This window comes from Actinomadura parmotrematis (assembly GCF_019458805.1).
Taxonomy (GTDB): Bacteria; Actinomycetota; Actinomycetes; order Streptosporangiales; family Streptosporangiaceae; genus Spirillospora; species Spirillospora parmotrematis.
This window is the reverse complement of record NZ_JAIBOA010000041.1, coordinates 1-14,830: the sequence shown is the minus strand read 5'-3', so window position 1 is coordinate 14,830 and position 14,830 is coordinate 1. Positions and strand designations below refer to the sequence as shown.

At 75.7% G+C, this 14,830-nt stretch carries 16 protein-coding genes and 1 pseudogene; 12 read left to right on the top strand and 5 right to left on the bottom strand.

What is annotated here, in order from left to right; genetic code table 11:
- Nucleotides 1-140: 140 nt before the first annotated feature.
- The 6 genes from K1Y72_RS35585 (at nt 141) to K1Y72_RS35560 (ending at nt 4,845) form a co-directional block, all read left to right on the top strand.
- Nucleotides 141-1,115: an alpha/beta hydrolase gene (locus K1Y72_RS35585; protein ID WP_220170956.1), complete on the top strand. Its 975-nt coding sequence runs from the start codon at nt 141-143 to the stop codon at nt 1,113-1,115.
- 126 nt (nt 1,116-1,241) lie between these two features.
- Nucleotides 1,242-1,538 (top strand): MBL fold metallo-hydrolase, encoded by a 297-nt coding sequence (locus K1Y72_RS35580; RefSeq protein WP_220170955.1) that lies wholly within the window; start codon nt 1,242-1,244, stop codon nt 1,536-1,538.
- Nucleotides 1,539-1,896: 358 nt separating this feature from the next.
- The gene (locus tag K1Y72_RS35575) at nt 1,897-2,076 is read left to right on the top strand and encodes a hypothetical protein (protein ID WP_220170954.1); all 180 of its coding nucleotides are present in this window, start codon (nt 1,897-1,899) and stop codon (nt 2,074-2,076) included.
- Nucleotides 2,077-2,156: 80 nt separating this feature from the next.
- Entirely contained in the window at nt 2,157-2,885 is a 729-nt protein-coding gene (locus tag K1Y72_RS35570; RefSeq protein ID WP_220170953.1) for a 2OG-Fe(II) oxygenase, read from the top strand.
- Nucleotides 2,882-3,055, top strand: a complete 174-nt coding sequence (locus K1Y72_RS35565; protein ID WP_220170952.1) for a hypothetical protein — start codon at nt 2,882-2,884, stop codon at nt 3,053-3,055. Before K1Y72_RS35570 ends, K1Y72_RS35565 begins: the two co-directional genes overlap by 4 nt.
- 263 nt (nt 3,056-3,318) lie before the next feature.
- Nucleotides 3,319-4,845: a DHA2 family efflux MFS transporter permease subunit gene (locus tag K1Y72_RS35560; protein WP_220170951.1), complete on the top strand. Its 1,527-nt coding sequence runs from the start codon at nt 3,319-3,321 to the stop codon at nt 4,843-4,845.
- A 602-nt stretch (nt 4,846-5,447) separates the two neighbouring features.
- Here K1Y72_RS35560 and K1Y72_RS35555 read toward each other — a convergent pair.
- Nucleotides 5,448-6,380: a hypothetical protein gene (locus K1Y72_RS35555; RefSeq protein WP_220170950.1), complete on the bottom strand. Its 933-nt coding sequence runs from the start codon at nt 6,378-6,380 to the stop codon at nt 5,448-5,450.
- Between the two features lie 293 nt (nt 6,381-6,673).
- Here K1Y72_RS35555 and K1Y72_RS35550 point away from each other — a divergent pair, with 293 nt between their 5' ends.
- The 3 genes from K1Y72_RS35550 to K1Y72_RS35540 are packed head-to-tail and all read left to right on the top strand — an operon-like array spanning nt 6,674 to nt 9,911.
- Nucleotides 6,674-7,687 carry an AAA family ATPase gene (locus tag K1Y72_RS35550; protein WP_220170949.1) on the top strand — a complete coding sequence of 338 codons (1,014 nt, stop codon included), beginning with the start codon at nt 6,674-6,676 and terminating at the stop codon, nt 7,685-7,687.
- The gene (locus tag K1Y72_RS35545) at nt 7,684-8,967 is read left to right on the top strand and encodes a DUF58 domain-containing protein (RefSeq protein ID WP_220170948.1); all 1,284 of its coding nucleotides are present in this window, start codon (nt 7,684-7,686) and stop codon (nt 8,965-8,967) included. The genes K1Y72_RS35550 and K1Y72_RS35545 overlap by 4 nt, the downstream gene beginning before the upstream one ends.
- Nucleotides 8,964-9,911: a VWA domain-containing protein gene (locus K1Y72_RS35540; protein ID WP_220170947.1), complete on the top strand. Its 948-nt coding sequence runs from the start codon at nt 8,964-8,966 to the stop codon at nt 9,909-9,911. The genes K1Y72_RS35545 and K1Y72_RS35540 overlap by 4 nt, the downstream gene beginning before the upstream one ends.
- Nucleotides 9,912-10,019: 108 nt before the next feature.
- Here the strand turns inward: K1Y72_RS35540 and K1Y72_RS35535 are convergent, their stop codons facing one another.
- Together K1Y72_RS35535 and K1Y72_RS35530 are read right to left on the bottom strand one after the other, a co-directional pair.
- Nucleotides 10,020-10,604 carry a YdeI/OmpD-associated family protein gene (locus K1Y72_RS35535; RefSeq protein ID WP_258574601.1) on the bottom strand — a complete coding sequence of 195 codons (585 nt, stop codon included), beginning with the start codon at nt 10,602-10,604 and terminating at the stop codon, nt 10,020-10,022.
- Nucleotides 10,601-11,014, bottom strand: a complete 414-nt coding sequence (locus K1Y72_RS35530) for a VOC family protein (RefSeq protein ID WP_220170946.1) — start codon at nt 11,012-11,014, stop codon at nt 10,601-10,603. The genes K1Y72_RS35535 and K1Y72_RS35530 overlap by 4 nt, the downstream gene beginning before the upstream one ends.
- Before the next feature lie 88 nt (nt 11,015-11,102).
- Here K1Y72_RS35530 and K1Y72_RS35525 point away from each other — a divergent pair.
- Nucleotides 11,103-12,056 (top strand): annotated as a pseudogene (locus K1Y72_RS35525) (helix-turn-helix transcriptional regulator); the annotation flags it as partial.
- A 10-nt stretch (nt 12,057-12,066) separates the two neighbouring features.
- On the opposite strand, the gene K1Y72_RS37515 reads toward K1Y72_RS35525, so the two are convergent.
- Complete coding sequence (locus K1Y72_RS37515) at nt 12,067-12,750, bottom strand: rhomboid-like protein (protein WP_308287389.1); 684 nt, start codon at nt 12,748-12,750, stop codon at nt 12,067-12,069.
- Nucleotides 12,751-13,053: 303 nt separating this feature from the next.
- Here K1Y72_RS37515 and K1Y72_RS35515 point away from each other — a divergent pair, with 303 nt between their 5' ends.
- Together K1Y72_RS35515 and K1Y72_RS35510 are read left to right on the top strand one after the other, a co-directional pair.
- Entirely contained in the window at nt 13,054-13,701 is a 648-nt protein-coding gene (locus tag K1Y72_RS35515) for a class I SAM-dependent methyltransferase (protein ID WP_220170944.1), read from the top strand.
- A gap of 84 nt (nt 13,702-13,785) precedes the next feature.
- Nucleotides 13,786-14,337, top strand: a complete 552-nt coding sequence (locus K1Y72_RS35510; protein ID WP_220170943.1) for a TrmH family RNA methyltransferase — start codon at nt 13,786-13,788, stop codon at nt 14,335-14,337.
- Between the two features lie 56 nt (nt 14,338-14,393).
- Here the strand turns inward: K1Y72_RS35510 and K1Y72_RS35505 are convergent, their stop codons facing one another.
- A complete protein-coding gene (locus tag K1Y72_RS35505) occupies nt 14,394-14,615 on the bottom strand; it encodes an EF-hand domain-containing protein (protein ID WP_220170942.1) in 222 nt (73 codons plus the stop codon).
- Nucleotides 14,616-14,830 lie beyond the last annotated feature (215 nt).

The following is a 14,830-nucleotide window of genomic DNA, read 5'->3' as shown; positions in this document are numbered from 1 at the left end:
CCGGGCCCCCCCCCGGGCCCCCCTCCCCCCCGGCCTCCCCCCCCGGGCCCCCCCCCCCGTCCGGGGAATGCCCCCCCCCCGGGCCGGCCGCCCCCCCCCCCCCCCCCCCCCCCCCCCCCCGCAGATCCGAGGTGCCGTGCATGGGCCGTGACGCCGAATACCTGGCCTTCCTGCGCCGTCGCCGGGCCGCCGCGGGCGCGCGCCCGCGAGGAGACGGGTCGCTGCGCGCGGCCCGCGCCGAGCACGCCGCCGACCTGGCCGATCTGCCCCGCCCCGCCCTGGCCGTCGTCCGCGACCTGACCCTGCCCGGCCCCGGCGGCCTCCTGCGGGCCCGCCTGTACCGCCGCGACCCCCTCCCGCCGCCCGGCGCGGGCGGGAACGCGGGCGGGGGTGTGCTGGTGTACCTGCACGGCGGCGGGTGGGTGCTGGGCGATGTGGAGTCCTACGACCCGGTGGTGCGGGCGCTGGCGGCGGCCTCGGGCGCAACGGTCGTGTCGGTGGACTACCGGCGGCCGCCCCGCCACCCCTACCCGGCCGCGCTGGAGGACGCCGAGGCCGCTTGGGAGTGGGCCTGCGGGCACGCCGCCGAGCTCGGCGCGGACGCGGCCGCGATCGGGATCGGCGGCGACAGCGCCGGCGGGCAGATCGCGGCCGCCTGCTCGGTGCGGCTGCGCGACCGCGGCGCGGCGGTCCCGGCCGTGCAGGCCCTGGCCTACCCGGCGGTGGACCTGCGCGCGGTCCCGCCCCCGCTGCCCGACCCCGACGGCCTGCAGACCGCCGGTACGGGCGCCGATGAGGGCACCGCGCGCGCCCTGGCCCTCTACCTGGACGGCGCCGACCCCCGCGACCCGCACGTCTCGCCGCTGCTGGTCGCCGACCCGGCCGGGCTGCCCCCGGCCGTCATCGCCACCGCGCAGTACGATCCGCTGCGCCCCCAGGCCGAGCGCTACGCCGCCCGCCTGCGCGACGCCGGCGTCCCGGTCACCCTGGTCGAGGGCACGGGCCTGGACCACGGGTTCCTGGGCTGGGGCTCCTACGCCGCGGCGGTCCGGCGCGCCGTGGACGCCTTCGGCACCGCCGTCGCCGACGCCCTCGCCGCCGCTCGCGCCGGCTGACCCGCACCGCCCCGCCCGGCCCCGCCCGCGCCCCCATCCGGTTGCCCTGCCTTGCGCTGTCGGCGGCGTCCGTTGCGGCGGTCCCCGGGGCGAAGCGGGTTCCCCTGCCGGCCAGCCGCGCCCTCGGTGAAGGACCCGCACCGGCGGCCCTCCGGGTCGCCGGTGCGGGTCGCGATCAACGCATGGGCCACCGCGATCCCGACGCCGGGCCGCACGCCCGGCCACACCGTCTACGACGAACACGGCGACGGCGACGTTCATCTGCTGGTCTGGGGCGACACCGTCCACGTCCCGGCCCTGCAGTTCACCTGCCCGAAGGTGCCGTGGGAGTTCGACACCGACCAGTCCCGGGCCCGCGCCGCCCGCGTCGCCCTCACCGCGACCGGCTACGCCCTCCACCACCTCGCCCCGCCCCTCGACTGAGACCGGTCTCCGCCGGACGCACCAGGGCGGCCGGCCATCGCGCGAGGTGGTCCTCATCGGCGAACACCGCCGCCCGGCTCCGCCCGCGGGGTACTCGATCGCCCGGCTCCGCCCGGCGTACTTCGCGAACAACCGCTCCCCCCGCCTGGCGAGGACACGTACTCCACCGAGCGCGCCGCAACGCGATCGCTCTCGTCCGGCTGCGCCCCCATGAGCCGTTTCTCACCGACGCCCCGGCCGCGAGGATGCGCCCACGGGGTCAGCGCGGCCGGGGCGCGTGCATGCGACGTCGGAATTCCGCCAGACATCATCCACCGCAGGGCGAAGGCTGGTGCGCATGAGGACCTCTGACGCATGCATGAGGGAAAGGAGCCGGCCGACGACCGTCCACTTGGCGGTCGACGGCCGGGTGGGCGACCTGCGGTCGGTGGGCGGGGAGTCGGGGAGCGCGGGCGGCGGTTCGCCGGTCGGCCATGCCGGCGGCCTGGAAGGCGAGCGGCACTGGTTCCTGCGCGAGGGTGCCGGGCGGGCCGCTTGAGCGAGCGCGTCCCACCGCCCCAACGACGGCCACCGCTCGGCAGCCCCGTCACCGGCGCCGGGCAGCACACCGGAGGAACCATGACCACCATCCGCCCCTCGTCCGACGCGCACGAACGGGTCGCCGGAGCCGACTGGCCCGCTCTGACCGAGGAGCTGAACGAGCACGGCTGCGCGCCCACCCCGCGCCTCCTGACCGCGGCGCAGTGCCGCGCGGTCGCCGCGCTGTACGAGGAGACCGGGCGCTTTCGCTCCACCATCGACATGGCGCGGTACCGCTTCGGCTCCGGTGAGTACCGCTACTTCGACCATCCGCTCCCGGAGCCGGTGAGCACCCTGCGGGAGGCCTTCTACCCCAGGCTGCTGCCCATCGCCCGCGACTGGGCCGCCAAGCTGGGCCGGCCCGCGCCCTGGCCGGACACGCTGGCGCAGTGGCTGGACATGTGCCACGAGGCCGGGCAGCGCAAGCCCACCCCCATCCTGCTGCGCTACGGCGCCGGCGACTGGAACGCGCTGCACCGCGACCTGTACGGGGACCTGGTCTTCCCGCTGCAGGTCGTGATCGGCCTGGACGCGGCCGGCGGCGACTACACCGGCGGCGAGTTCCTGCTGGTCGAGCAGCGCCCGCGCGCCCAGTCCCGCGGCACCTCCACCGTCCTGCGGCAGGGCCACGGACTGGTGTTCACCACCCGCGACCGCCCGGTCCGCTCGGCCCGGGGCTGGTCCACGGCGCCGGTCCGCCACGGCGTCAGCACGGTGCGCTCGGGCACCCGGCGCACGCTCGGCCTGGTCTTCCATGACGCCGCATGACGGTGTGGGGGCGTACGGCGTGGGGGCTCGCGGCGGACTCGTGCTCGCGCGGGTTCCGGTTCCTCGGCTCTGCAGGGGCGTCCGCGCTGATGGAGACGACCGGCATGGCCGGCACCCGGCTGCTCGGCTGCCATCGCCGCGGCGCCTTCAGCTCACCGCCCGTCCGCTGACCGCCGGAGCCGGCCAGGCACCACGACCACGTCCGCCCGGCGCGGCCCACCCGTCCGATGCCACGGCCGTCTCCGCAGAGCCGGTGTTCAGGAAGGCGAGGGACGAGATGGACGAGATGGCCGGGCCGCGACCGACCGTCCGTCCGGCCCTGGATCCGGCGGACGGCCCGGCCGACCGCCGGAGCGGTGACAGCCGGACAGCCGGACCGCGCGGGCCCGCACAACGACGACAACGACGACAACGACGAAAGTACGGAAAGACGATGAAGGACGAGACCAGCGCGGCGACCGCGCCCGACACCCACACCCCCATGGACGGCCCCGGCCCGACGCCGGCCGTCCAGGAGGCCGCCGGCGGACGATCCGGCCTGCTCGCCTTGGGCTCCACGCTGGCCCTGGGCGCCGTCCTGGCCCTGCTGAGCACCACGATCGTCACGGTCGGCACGGGCGAGCTGTCCGAGGAGTTCTCCAGCCCGCTGTCCACCGTCCAGTGGGTCGGCACCGGTTACCTCCTGGCGCTGGCCGTGGCGATCCCGGTGGCGGGCTGGGCCATGGAGCGCTGGGGTTCCAAGACGCTGTGGCAGGCCGCGCTGGCGGTCTACATCGCCGGCTGCGCCGTGGCCGCCCTCGCGCCCACGGTCGGCGTGCTGATCGGCGCCCGGGTCGTCCAGGGCCTGGGCGCGGCCATGTTCGAACCGATCATGCTGACGCTGCTGGCCACCGCGGCCGGACCCAAGCGGGCCACCGCGGTCATGAGCCTCGTCCAGATCCCGATCACGCTGGCGCCGGTCTTCGGCCCGATGGCCGGCGGCCTGCTCCTGGACCACCTGAGCTGGCAGTGGCTGTTCTGGTGCAACGTGCCGCTCGGCCTGCTGTGCGCCGTGATGGCGCACCTGGTGCTGCCGGCCGATCCGCCGCGCTCGCAGCGGACCGGCTCCCGGCTCGACGTCCTCGGTCTGGCCCTGCTGCCGCCGGGTCTGGCCGCACTGCTGCTGGGGTCCTCCCAGATCGCCGCCGGCGGCGGCTTCGGCTCGGCCGCCGTCTGGGCGCCGCTGCTGATCGGCGCCGTCATGGTCGCCGGGTACGTCGTGCACGCCCTGCGCACCGCCGGCGTCCCGCTGATCGACGTCCGGCTGTTCACCACCGGCCGGTTCGGCGCCGCGGTCGCGGGCGCCTTCCTGTTCGGCGCCTCGGTCTACGGCACGATGTTCCTGCTGCCGCTGTTCTTCCAGCGGGCCGGCGGCTACAGCGCCTGGGACTCGGGGCTGCTGCTGGCACCGCAGGGCATCGGCACCGTGATGATCCTGCCGATGGTGGGCCGGCTGACGGCCCGGTTCGGACCGCGCACGGTGGTCCTGGCCGGCATGGCGGTCTCGGTGCTCGGCACCTTGGCCTACACCCAGGCTGATGCGGGCCAGGGCACCGGCCTGCTCGTCGTCTCCCTGCTGGTGCGGGGCGCCGGCCTCGGCACCACGCTGGCCCCGGCGCTGGCCGCCGGCTTCGGCGCGGTGGCGCCGCGGCACACCGGCCGCGCCGCCGCCGCCCTGATCGCCTCCGTCCAGCTCGGCGGGTCGGCGGGCACCGCCCTGCTCGCGGTGGTGGTCCAGCAGCAGATCACCGACCGGCTCGGCGAGGGCGGCGGCCGTGCCTCGGCGGCCGTCTCGCCCGACCTCGCGGCGCCCTTGACGGCCGCCTTCGGGGCCGCGTTCTGGTGGACGCTGGGCATCTGCGTACTGGGCGCGGTCGCCGCGCTCTTCCTGCCCGGCGCGCAGCGCGGCACCCAAGCCTGAACCTGAGCCGGAGCGACCGTCTCCGGGGGCAGGGCGGCCGGTCCGCCACTCCCCCGGGGACGGCGCCCGCCCGCGGGGAGCGGCCGCTGCCGTCCAGCGCCGGCCGGCGTACGCACCCGCGCGGCCCCGGCCTGCACCTCATCCTCCCTATATCCCTCCTGTGCGGGCCGGGCCTTGGACCGTCCCGCCCGTGGACGCGGGGACGCGCCCGCCCGCGCCCCAACCGCGAGATCCACCGCGCACGAAGATCCGCGGCGTGGCGTTCCACGCCCCGGGCAGGCGGGACGAACCCTCCCTCACCGGCCCGTCCCCGGCGTTCCGCCGCCCGATGGCGCCACCACCAACCTCAACGGCGACCACGGCGAGCCGTCCCCGGAGGCGGCTGTTCCTGCGGGGATCGCCCTGCCCGAGCGCCGGCCGCGAGAGCGTCCTCGGCGCCGGCGACCGTCCTCAAGGCCGTCCCGGAGGCGTGCCGTCGCGGTCGGGCGGGAGCGCCGCAGGCGGCATGCCTGTGGGCAGGGCGCGCACCGCGCAGGTCGACGCCGGCGATGAGCCCGGCGAGCCCAGAAGGGGGAGGGCAGGCGGTGTTGGAAGGGGGGCGGTCAGCCGTGCGAGAGCAGGGGGGCGCCGTCGTCGCCGCCGCCCGAGCCCGACGGGGACGGTGAGGCCGAGGACGGGGACGGGGTGGGCGCCTGCGTCGGCGTCGGCGAGGTCGCCGGCGCCGAGGAGGGGATCGGGGACGCCGGCGGCTCGGGCGGCGGCGGGGTCACCGGCGACTGGCAGGAGAACAGCAGCAGCATCAGCAGCGCCAGCGCCACCAGCACGCCCGCCAGCGTCAGCAGCGCCGCGACCAGGCCGCGCTCGCGCCGCTCGGGCGGCCCGGGCGGCGGCGCGACCGGCGCCGGCCCCGGGGGCCGCTCCAGCGCGGGATCGGCCGACCCCAGCCAGTACGGCTGGAACCCCGGCCCCCGCACCCGCCGGCCCTCCCCCACGCCGGCGGCCGGGCCCGTGTGGAAGGCGGCGCCGGGACCGCCGGGGGGCGCCGCGGTCCGTGCCGGGTCCGGCGCGGCGCCTTCGCCTACGCCGGGAGCGGGCGCGGCAGCAGCAGCGGCGGCGGTCTGCAGGGGGACGCCCGCCAGGAACCGCTCGGCCCCGACCGTCCAGGCCGCGTCGGGATCGTAGGCGGTGGCCACCCACGGCGCCGGACCGTCAGGACGCGCCGCGATCACCGGCGCGGCCCCCGCCCCCTGCTCCGCGCCCCCCGCCGCGCCTCCCGCCGGGCCGAGCGGCGCCGACGCCGGCATGCTGCCGTCGGGCAGCGCCTCGCTGGGCAGGCCCGCCACGATCGCCGCCCGGAACCGGTCGCGCGCCGCCGCGTCCGAGGCCGCCCCCCGGTTCAGCACCGCCACCTGCGCGCGGCGCCCCTGCTCGTCCACCCCCAGGAACACGATCCCGGCCGCCGGCTGCGCCAACCGCGCCGTCAGCCGAAACGGCCCCAACTGCTCCGGATCCCCCGGCGGCAACGGCCTCGACATGGCCGCAACCCTAACAACCGGCCGCCGCCCGGGCGTCACCCCCGCACGCCCCCCGACTGATCGCGTAGGGTCGGCATCAGCACACCAACAGCACACCCCAACGAGCGGCACCGCGCCCGACCAGCGGCCCGGCAGCACCCGGACCGCACCCGACGCCACCGACACGCCGGCCCCATCCGCCACACCCACCGCCACACGCGTCGGAGCGACCCGGACGGGCGCGCCCGCCCGCACCCGCATCCGCGCGGGCGCGCACCACCCGCGCGCCGGCCACCCGTGGAGGACAACCGCCGATGACCGTCGCCGCCCACGACGCCGACCAGGCCGCCGCCCTGCTCCAGAGCACCGTCGCCGAGGTCAAGAAGGTCATCGTCGGCCAGGACCACATGGTCGAACGGATGATCGTCGCGCTGCTGGCGCGCGGCCACTGCCTGGTGGAGGGCGTCCCCGGCGTCGCCAAGACCCTGGCGGTCGGCACCCTGGCGCGCGTGGTCGGCGGCACCTTCGCCCGCCTGCAGTTCACCCCCGACCTGGTCCCCTCCGACATCGTCGGCACCCGCATCTACCACCCCTCCACCGAGCAGTTCGACATCGAGCTCGGCCCCGTCTTCGTCAACTTCGTCCTCGCCGACGAGATCAACCGCGCCCCCGCCAAAGTCCAGTCGGCCCTGCTGGAGGTCATGGCCGAACGCCAGGTCTCCCTCGGCGGCGTCACCCACCCCCTCCCCCAGCCGTTCATCGTGCTGGCCACCCAGAACCCCATCGAGTCCGAAGGCGTCTACCCCCTGCCCGAGGCCCAGCGCGACCGCTTCCTCATGAAGATCGACGTCGGGTACCCCGGCGCCCACGACGAGCTGCAGATCCTGCGCCGCATGTCGGTCGACCCGCCCACCCCCGCCCAGGTCCTGGACATCGACCGCCTCGCCGCGCTCCAGCGCGCCGCCGCCCAGGTCACCGTCCACGAACTGGTCGCCGACTACATCGTCCGCCTGGTCATGGCCACCCGCGAACCCGCCCAGTACCGCCTGCCCGACCTGGCCGAGGTCATCGACATCGGCGCCAGCCCCCGCGCCACCCTCGGCCTGGTCGCCGCCGCCCGCGCCCTGGCGCTGCTGTCGGGCCGCGACTACGTCCTGCCCGACGACGTCCACGCCGTCGCCCGCGATGTGATGTCGCACCGCATCGTGCTGACCTTCGACGCCCTGGCCGACGGCACCGACACCGGCGACGTCGTCGCCCAGATCCTGGCCGCCGTCCCCCCGCCCCGCGTGGTGTGGAGCCACGGCGACACCACCGCCCAGCGATGACGCCCCCCACCCCGCCGCCCTCCCAACCGTCCCAGCCGTCTTCGTCGTCGTCTCCGTCGTCGGCTCGCCGTCCCGCCTTCCAGCCTCCCCCGCCCCCCGGCGACCGGGCCGCCGGCCGCGACGCCGCACCCGGCCCCACCCTGGCCGAACTGGCGCCCGAGGCGACCCTGCGCCGCCTGGAACTGGCCGTCACCCGCCGCCTGGAAGGCCTGCTCAACGGCCAGCACCTGGGCCTGCTGCCCGGCCCCGGCACCGAACTGGCCGAAGCGCGCCTCTACCAGCCCGGCGAGGACGACGTCCGCCACATGGACTGGGCCGTCACCGCCCGCACCACCACCCCCCACGTCCGCGACCTCATCGCCGACCACGAACTCGAGGCCTGGGCCCTGGTCGACCTCACCCCCAGCATGGCCTTCGGCACCACCACCCTCACCAAGCACCACCTGGCCGTCGCCGCCCTGGCCGCCATCGGCTACCTCACCGTCCGCCTGGGCGACCGCGTCGGCGCCTACCTGCACCAGCCCGCCGGCCTGCGCCGCCACCCCGCCCGCGCCGGCAAGCCCGCCCTGCACACCCTGCTGCAGGCCGTCCTCAGCACCGACCCCGCCGCCGGCGCCGCCGACCACAACCGCAACAACAGAGGCAGCGCCGGCGGCAGCGGGGGAACGGGCGGCGGGACGCGAGAGACCCTGGACCTGGCCGCCGCCATCACCGCCCTGGACCGCGGCCAAAAACGCCGCGGCCTGCGCGTCATCATCTCCGACCTGCTCCCCGCACCCGGCACCCCGCCCGCCGGCCCCTACCCCTGGGAACGCCCCCTGCGCCGCATGGCCGCCCGCCACCAGGTCCTCACCATCGAGATCATCGACCCCCGCGAACTCGACCTGCCCGACATCGGCGCCCTGCAGCTCACCGACCCCGAGACCGGCCGCGGCCGCGAGGTCGTCCTCACCCAACGCCTGCGCCGCGACTACGCCGACGCCGCCGCCGCCCAGCGCCGCGCCACCCGCGACGCCCTGCGCCGCGCCGGCGCCCACCACCTGGTCCTGCGCACCGACCGCGACTGGATCGCCGACGTCGCCCGCTTCGCCCTGCGCCAGCGCCGCGCCGCGGGCCGCCCCCTCACCCCCGCCGCCGGCACCACCGCCCCCGACCGCACCGCAACCGACCGGACCGCAGCCGACCGGACCGCAGGCACCGCGATCGGCCGCGCGGCCGGTACAGCCGCAGGCACCGCGACCAGCCCAGGCACCAGCACCGCACCAGGAGCACGCCCATGACCTTCCTGTCACCCGGCCGCCTCTGGCTCCTGGCCCTGCTGCCCGCCCTCCTGGCCGTCTACGTCCTGCTGCAGTACCGGCGCCGCGGCTACGCCGTCCGCTTCACCAACCTCGCCCTGCTCGACCAGGTCGCCCCCCGCCGCCCCGGCTGGCGCCGCCACGTCGCCGCCGCCCTCTTCCTGGCCATGCTCACCCTGCTCATGATCGGCTTCGCGCGGCCCGCCACCGGCGTCAAGGTCCCCCGCGACCGCGCCACCGTCATGGTCGCCGTCGACGTCTCCCTGTCCATGATGGCCAAGGACGTCGCCCCCAGCCGCTTCGACGCCGCCAAGGCCGCCGCCAAGAAGTTCATCGGCGACCTGCCCGCCCGCTTCAACGTCGGCGTCGTCTCCTTCGCCGGCAACGCCAACCTCGTCGCCGCCCCCACCGCCGACCGCCAGGCCGCCATCGCCTCCCTGGACACCCTCGTCCTGGCCAAACGCACCGCCATCGGCGAAGCGGTCTTCACCAGCCTGCAAGGCGTGCGCTCCCTGGACGGCCAGGCCGCCCAGGACCCCCCGCCCGCCCACATCGTCCTGCTGTCCGACGGCGACAACACCACCGGCCGCTCGGTCGCCGAAGCCATCGACGCCAGCCGCGCCGCCCACATCCCCGTCTCCACCATCGCCTTCGGCACCCCCTACGGCACCGTCGACATCGAGGGCGAGACCACCAGCGTCTCGGTCAACAAGCAGACCCTGCGCGACCTGGCCCAAAGCACCGACGGCAAGGCCTACGAAGCCGCCGACGCCGGCCAGCTCAGCCAGGTCTACGCCCACATCGGCAGCTCCCTGGGTTACCGCACCGAGCACCGCGACGTCTCCTCGCGCTTCATCGGCATCGCCCTGCTGTTCGCCCTCGCCGCCGGCGGCACCTCCCTGGCCTGGTTCTCCCGCCTGCCCTGACCCCGCCCACCCGGCGCCCGGCACCCGGACGGCACGGCACGCCAACGGCGGGCGGGCGAGAGCGGACGCGGTCGGGAGGAGAGCGGACGGGGTCGGGAGGAGAGCGGGTCAGGCCAGGGCCGCCACGACCGCCGCCAGGCGCCGCGCCCGCACCGCCGCAGTCCCCGCCTTCAGCAGCGGCAGCACCAGCAGATACCGGGCGGTGCGGTCCAGCGCCTCGAACCGGGCGGCCGCCGCCGCATCCGCGGCCAGCGCCTCCACCAGCTCCACCGGAACCTCCGCCCGGCTCTGCGGCGCATAAGCGGCGTCCCACCGGCCGTCCGCGCGCGCCGCCCGCACCGCCACCGACCCCGGCTCGCGCATCCGCCCCGCCGCCATCAGCGCCTCCGCCCGCGCCACGTTCACCTGCGACCACGGGCTGCGCGGCCGCCGCCGCGAAAAACGCTGCAGGAACGCCCCGCCGTCCAGCGCACGCCGATGACCGTCGATCCAGCCGAAGCACATCGCCGCCTCACCCGCCTCCTCGATCGTCAGCAGCGGCTCGGCCGAACCCTTGCGCGCGATCGCCAACCACACCCCGCCCTCCGACCCGTGACGCTCCTCCAGCCACGCCTCGAACGCCGCACCGTCGCAGAACCGCATCGGCGCGCCCACCACCGTCTCGGCCGTCCCGCTCTCGGCCGTCCCGGTCATCGCGCGCTCATCTGCACGTAGTGCTCGTTGAACATCACGCCCAGCAGGTTGCCGAACGGATCGCGCACGCACGCCGTCACGAACCCCGGCCCCCGCTCCGTCACACCCTCGTACAGCGACGCACCCAGCCCCAGCGCCCGGTCCACCGCCGCCGGCACGTCCTCCACATGCCAGTACACCACCGCGCCGCCCGCACCCGCCGCATCACCGGCACCCGCGTGCGGAGCGAACCGGGCGTCGACGATCCCCAGCTCATGCTCGTGCTCCCCGATCCGGAACTCCACGTACACCGGCGGCCCCTCCACCGGCCGCCGAAAGTACGGCCGCACCCCCAGGAACCCCGCGTACCAGTCCGCCGCCGCCGCAACGTCACCGGCGTAGAAACTGACGGTGGTGAGCCCTCGCAACATGGTCCATCCCTCTCGCCGAAGTCGATGAACCCCACCCTGCCCCCCAAAGTGCTCACCCTCTGAGCACTTTGTTCGCGATCATTGCGACATGCGCGCCGACCGCCTCATCGCCGCCCTGCTGTTCCTGCAGAGCCGACCCCGCACCACCGCCGCCGAACTCGCCGCCGAACTCGGCATCTCCACCGCCACCGCCCGCCGCGACCTGCAAGCCCTCACCGACGCCGGCGTCCCCCTCTACCCCCAGCCCGGCCGAGGCGGCGGATGGGCCCTGGTCGGCGGCGCCCGCACCGACCTCAGCGGACTCACCCGCACCGAGACCCGCGCCCTGTTCCTGCTCCTCGCACCCGCCCTCACCGCAACCCCCGGCACCGAGAACACAGCCGCCGAGAACGCACCCACCACCGACCCCGCCCGCACCGCCCTGCGCAAACTCCTACGCGCCCTACCCGCCACCTTCCGCGCCGAAGCCGCCGCCACCGCCGACGCCACCCTCACCGACCCCGCCGCCTGGGGCCACCACCCACCCACGCGACCCCCGCTCGCCGACCACCTCCACGACCACATCGTCGCCCGCACCACCCTGCGGCTCACCTACCGCAACGCCCGCGGCCACCCCAGCCACCGCCCCATCCACCCCTGGGGCCTCATCGACAAGGACGGCACCTGGTACCTCATCGCCGGAACCGACCAAGGACCCCGCACCTTCCGCCTCGACCGCATCACCGCCGCCCAGCCCACCGGCACCACCTTCCAACGCCCCGACGACTTCACCCTCACCCAAGCCTGGACCCACCTCGTCCAACAGATCGAACAGCGCCGCTCCACCACCTGGGCCACCGTCGAACTCCCCACCCACCTCCTCCCGGTCCTCCACCACCGCTTCGGCCGCCACTGCCACACCGACACCGACCTCGGCGACGGCCGCTCCCGCGCCCGCATCGCCGCCTCCACACCCCTGGACCTGGCCCGCCACCTCGCCGGCTGGGGCGCCGACCTCCACGTCCTGGCCCCCGACACCGTCCGCACCCACCTCGCCCGCATCGCCGCCGAACTCACCGCCCACTACGGCCACCCCGACCACCTGCAGACGACACCGACGACACCGACGACACCCCCGCAGACCCCGCCCCCACCTGCCACCGCCCCAACCGACCCGGCAACCGCACCGGCGCCCGCACCGGCAGACACCCGACCAACGACGGCGCCACCCGCAACGGCGCCACCCGCAACAACACCCACGCCGCACCCAACCCGCACAACGTCGCCAGCACATGCCCCAGATCCCACAGCGTCCGACTCCACACCAACGGACCCACCACCCCCAGCACCAGCGCCGTCACCCCCACAACCAGCCACCGGCCCCGCATCACCAGCACCGCCGCCGCACACGCCGCCACCATGATGTAGCTCACCCCCACATCCGTGGTCACCGCCAACCGCGCCGGAGCCCGCCCCGACTGCAACGCCCGCGTCTCCACCAACGCCGTCAGCAACGTCCCCAGCACATGCCCCACCAGCCCCACCACCACGATCCGCGGCGTCCCGTACCGGCGCTCCGCCCACGCCACCACCGTCACGAACACCACCATGTAGAACGACAACCCCTGCCCGTTGTCGGCCACCCACAACGCACTGTCCAGCAACGCCTGCAACGGCGCCTCATGCAGATTCCGCAGATTCGTCGACTGCAACGTCGTCAACAACTCGATCAACATCGGCGGCGCCGAGAACTGCACCAGCGACGACGCCGTGAACACCCCCACGTACCCGAACGTCGCCGGCGCCGACAGCACCCACGCATGCGCCCGCCGCGTCCACGGCTCCACCGCCGCCACCCACCGCGCCGCCCGCCCCCACACCAGCGCCCACCCACGCAGCACGTACCACACCACCACCGCCGCCACCACAACGATGACCACCACAGACCCCCACCCCACCGGGCCCGCGCCCCCCGCCGGACCACCCACGCCCGACTGTGGCACCCCCCGCCCCCACCACCGCGCACCGACACCCGCCCCACGCTGATACCGTCGGCCGACGTGGGGGAACACTACTTCGCGCCCAAGCCCGCCGCCGCCGGCCGACCGCGCACCATCGACCTGGTCCTGCCCGACCTGCACCTGCGCCTCAACACCGACAGCGGCGTCTTCTCACCCGACCGGATCGACCTGGGCACCCGCATCCTGCTGGAGACCGCCCCGCCCCCGCCCCCCACCGGCACCCTGCTCGACCTCGGCTGCGGATACGGCCCCATCGCCCTCACCTTGGCCAGCCGCTCGCCGCAGGCGAGCGTCGTTGGAGTGGATGTGAACGAGCGAGCTCTCGAGCTCGCTCGGGGCAATGCCCGAATCGCCGACCTTGACAATGTAAGGTTCGAACTGGCGCAGGACGCCGACCCCGCCGCGCGCTACGACGCCCTGTGGTCCAACCCGCCCATCCGCATCGGCAAGGCCGCCCTGCACGAGCTGCTCCTGACCTGGCTGCCGCGCCTGTCCCCCGGCGCCCTCGCCCACCTGGTCGTCCAAAAGCACCTCGGCTCGGACTCCCTGCAACGCTGGCTCGACGGGCAGGGCTACCCCACCACCCGCCTGGCCTCCCGCTCGGCCTACCGCGTCCTGGCCGTGCACACCCCCGCCGAAAGCACCGCCGCTGACGGCACCAACGGCCCCGTCGCCGACGGCGCCTGACCTCTCCCCCGAACGTCCGCGCATCCCGCGCCCACCGCCACCGCCACCGACCCGCCCGCACGCCCGCAGGAAGGCTCCGATCCGATGACCGGCCCCACCGACCAGGCCCGCAAGCAACTGCGCCCCACCGACGTCAAGCGCCTCAACCGCGACTGGCGCCGGCGCACCGAGCACCGCCTGGACCTGCTGGTCGAATCGGTCACCCAGCCCTTCAACATCGGCTCCATCGTCCGCAGCGCCGCCGTCTTCGGCGTCGAGCACCTCTGGCTCGCCGGCAACGCCACCCGCCCCGACCACCGCAACGTCGCCAAGACCGCCCTCGGCACCGAACGCCTGGTCACCTGGGAGCACGCCGGCACCGCCGCGCAGGCCGCCGCCGCCGTCCGCGCCGCCGGCCTGCGCCTGATCGCCGTCGAGCTCACCGGCGACGCCGTCCCCCTGCACGAGGCGCCCCTGGACGGCGACGTGTGCCTGGCCGTCGGCGGCGAGGACCACGGCTGCTCCCCCGCGCTGCTCGCCGCCGCCGACGCCGTCGCCTACATCCCCCAGATCGGGCGCGTCGGCTCCCTCAACGTCGCCGTCGCCACCGCCGTCGCCCTCGCCGAGGCCCGCCGCCGCGAATGGGCCGCCCCCTGACCGGCCCGCGCCCGCGGCGACGCGACCGACACGACCGGCGCGGGGACGCCCGGGTGTCAGCCCATGGCGTGCCGGGTCATCAGATCGGCGAACTCCTCCAGGGAGATCTTCCCGTCGCCGTTGGCGTCGGCCTCCACCACGATCTCCACCGCACGGGTGTCGGTGATCTCCTGGCCGAGCGCCCGCATCAGGTTCTTCAGCTCGGCCGGCGAGATGAACCCGTCGCCGTCCACATCGACCAGGTCGAACGTCGCCCGGTACTGCTCCGGATCGGTCATCGGGGGGATCCTTTTCGTTCGTCGCGGTTGGACAGCAGGACGGTAGCAGCCGCATCGGACGTCCACCGCCCCCCGCCTTAACAAAGTAAGGTCCAGGCGGGGACCACCCCCTTGTACCACCCGCGCCCTGCCCCAAACTCCCCGCACGTCCCGGCGGCCCCGCCCTCCTCGCGCCGGCGGCCGGGGGCGACCCGGCGGCGCGGAGCAGGGCGGCA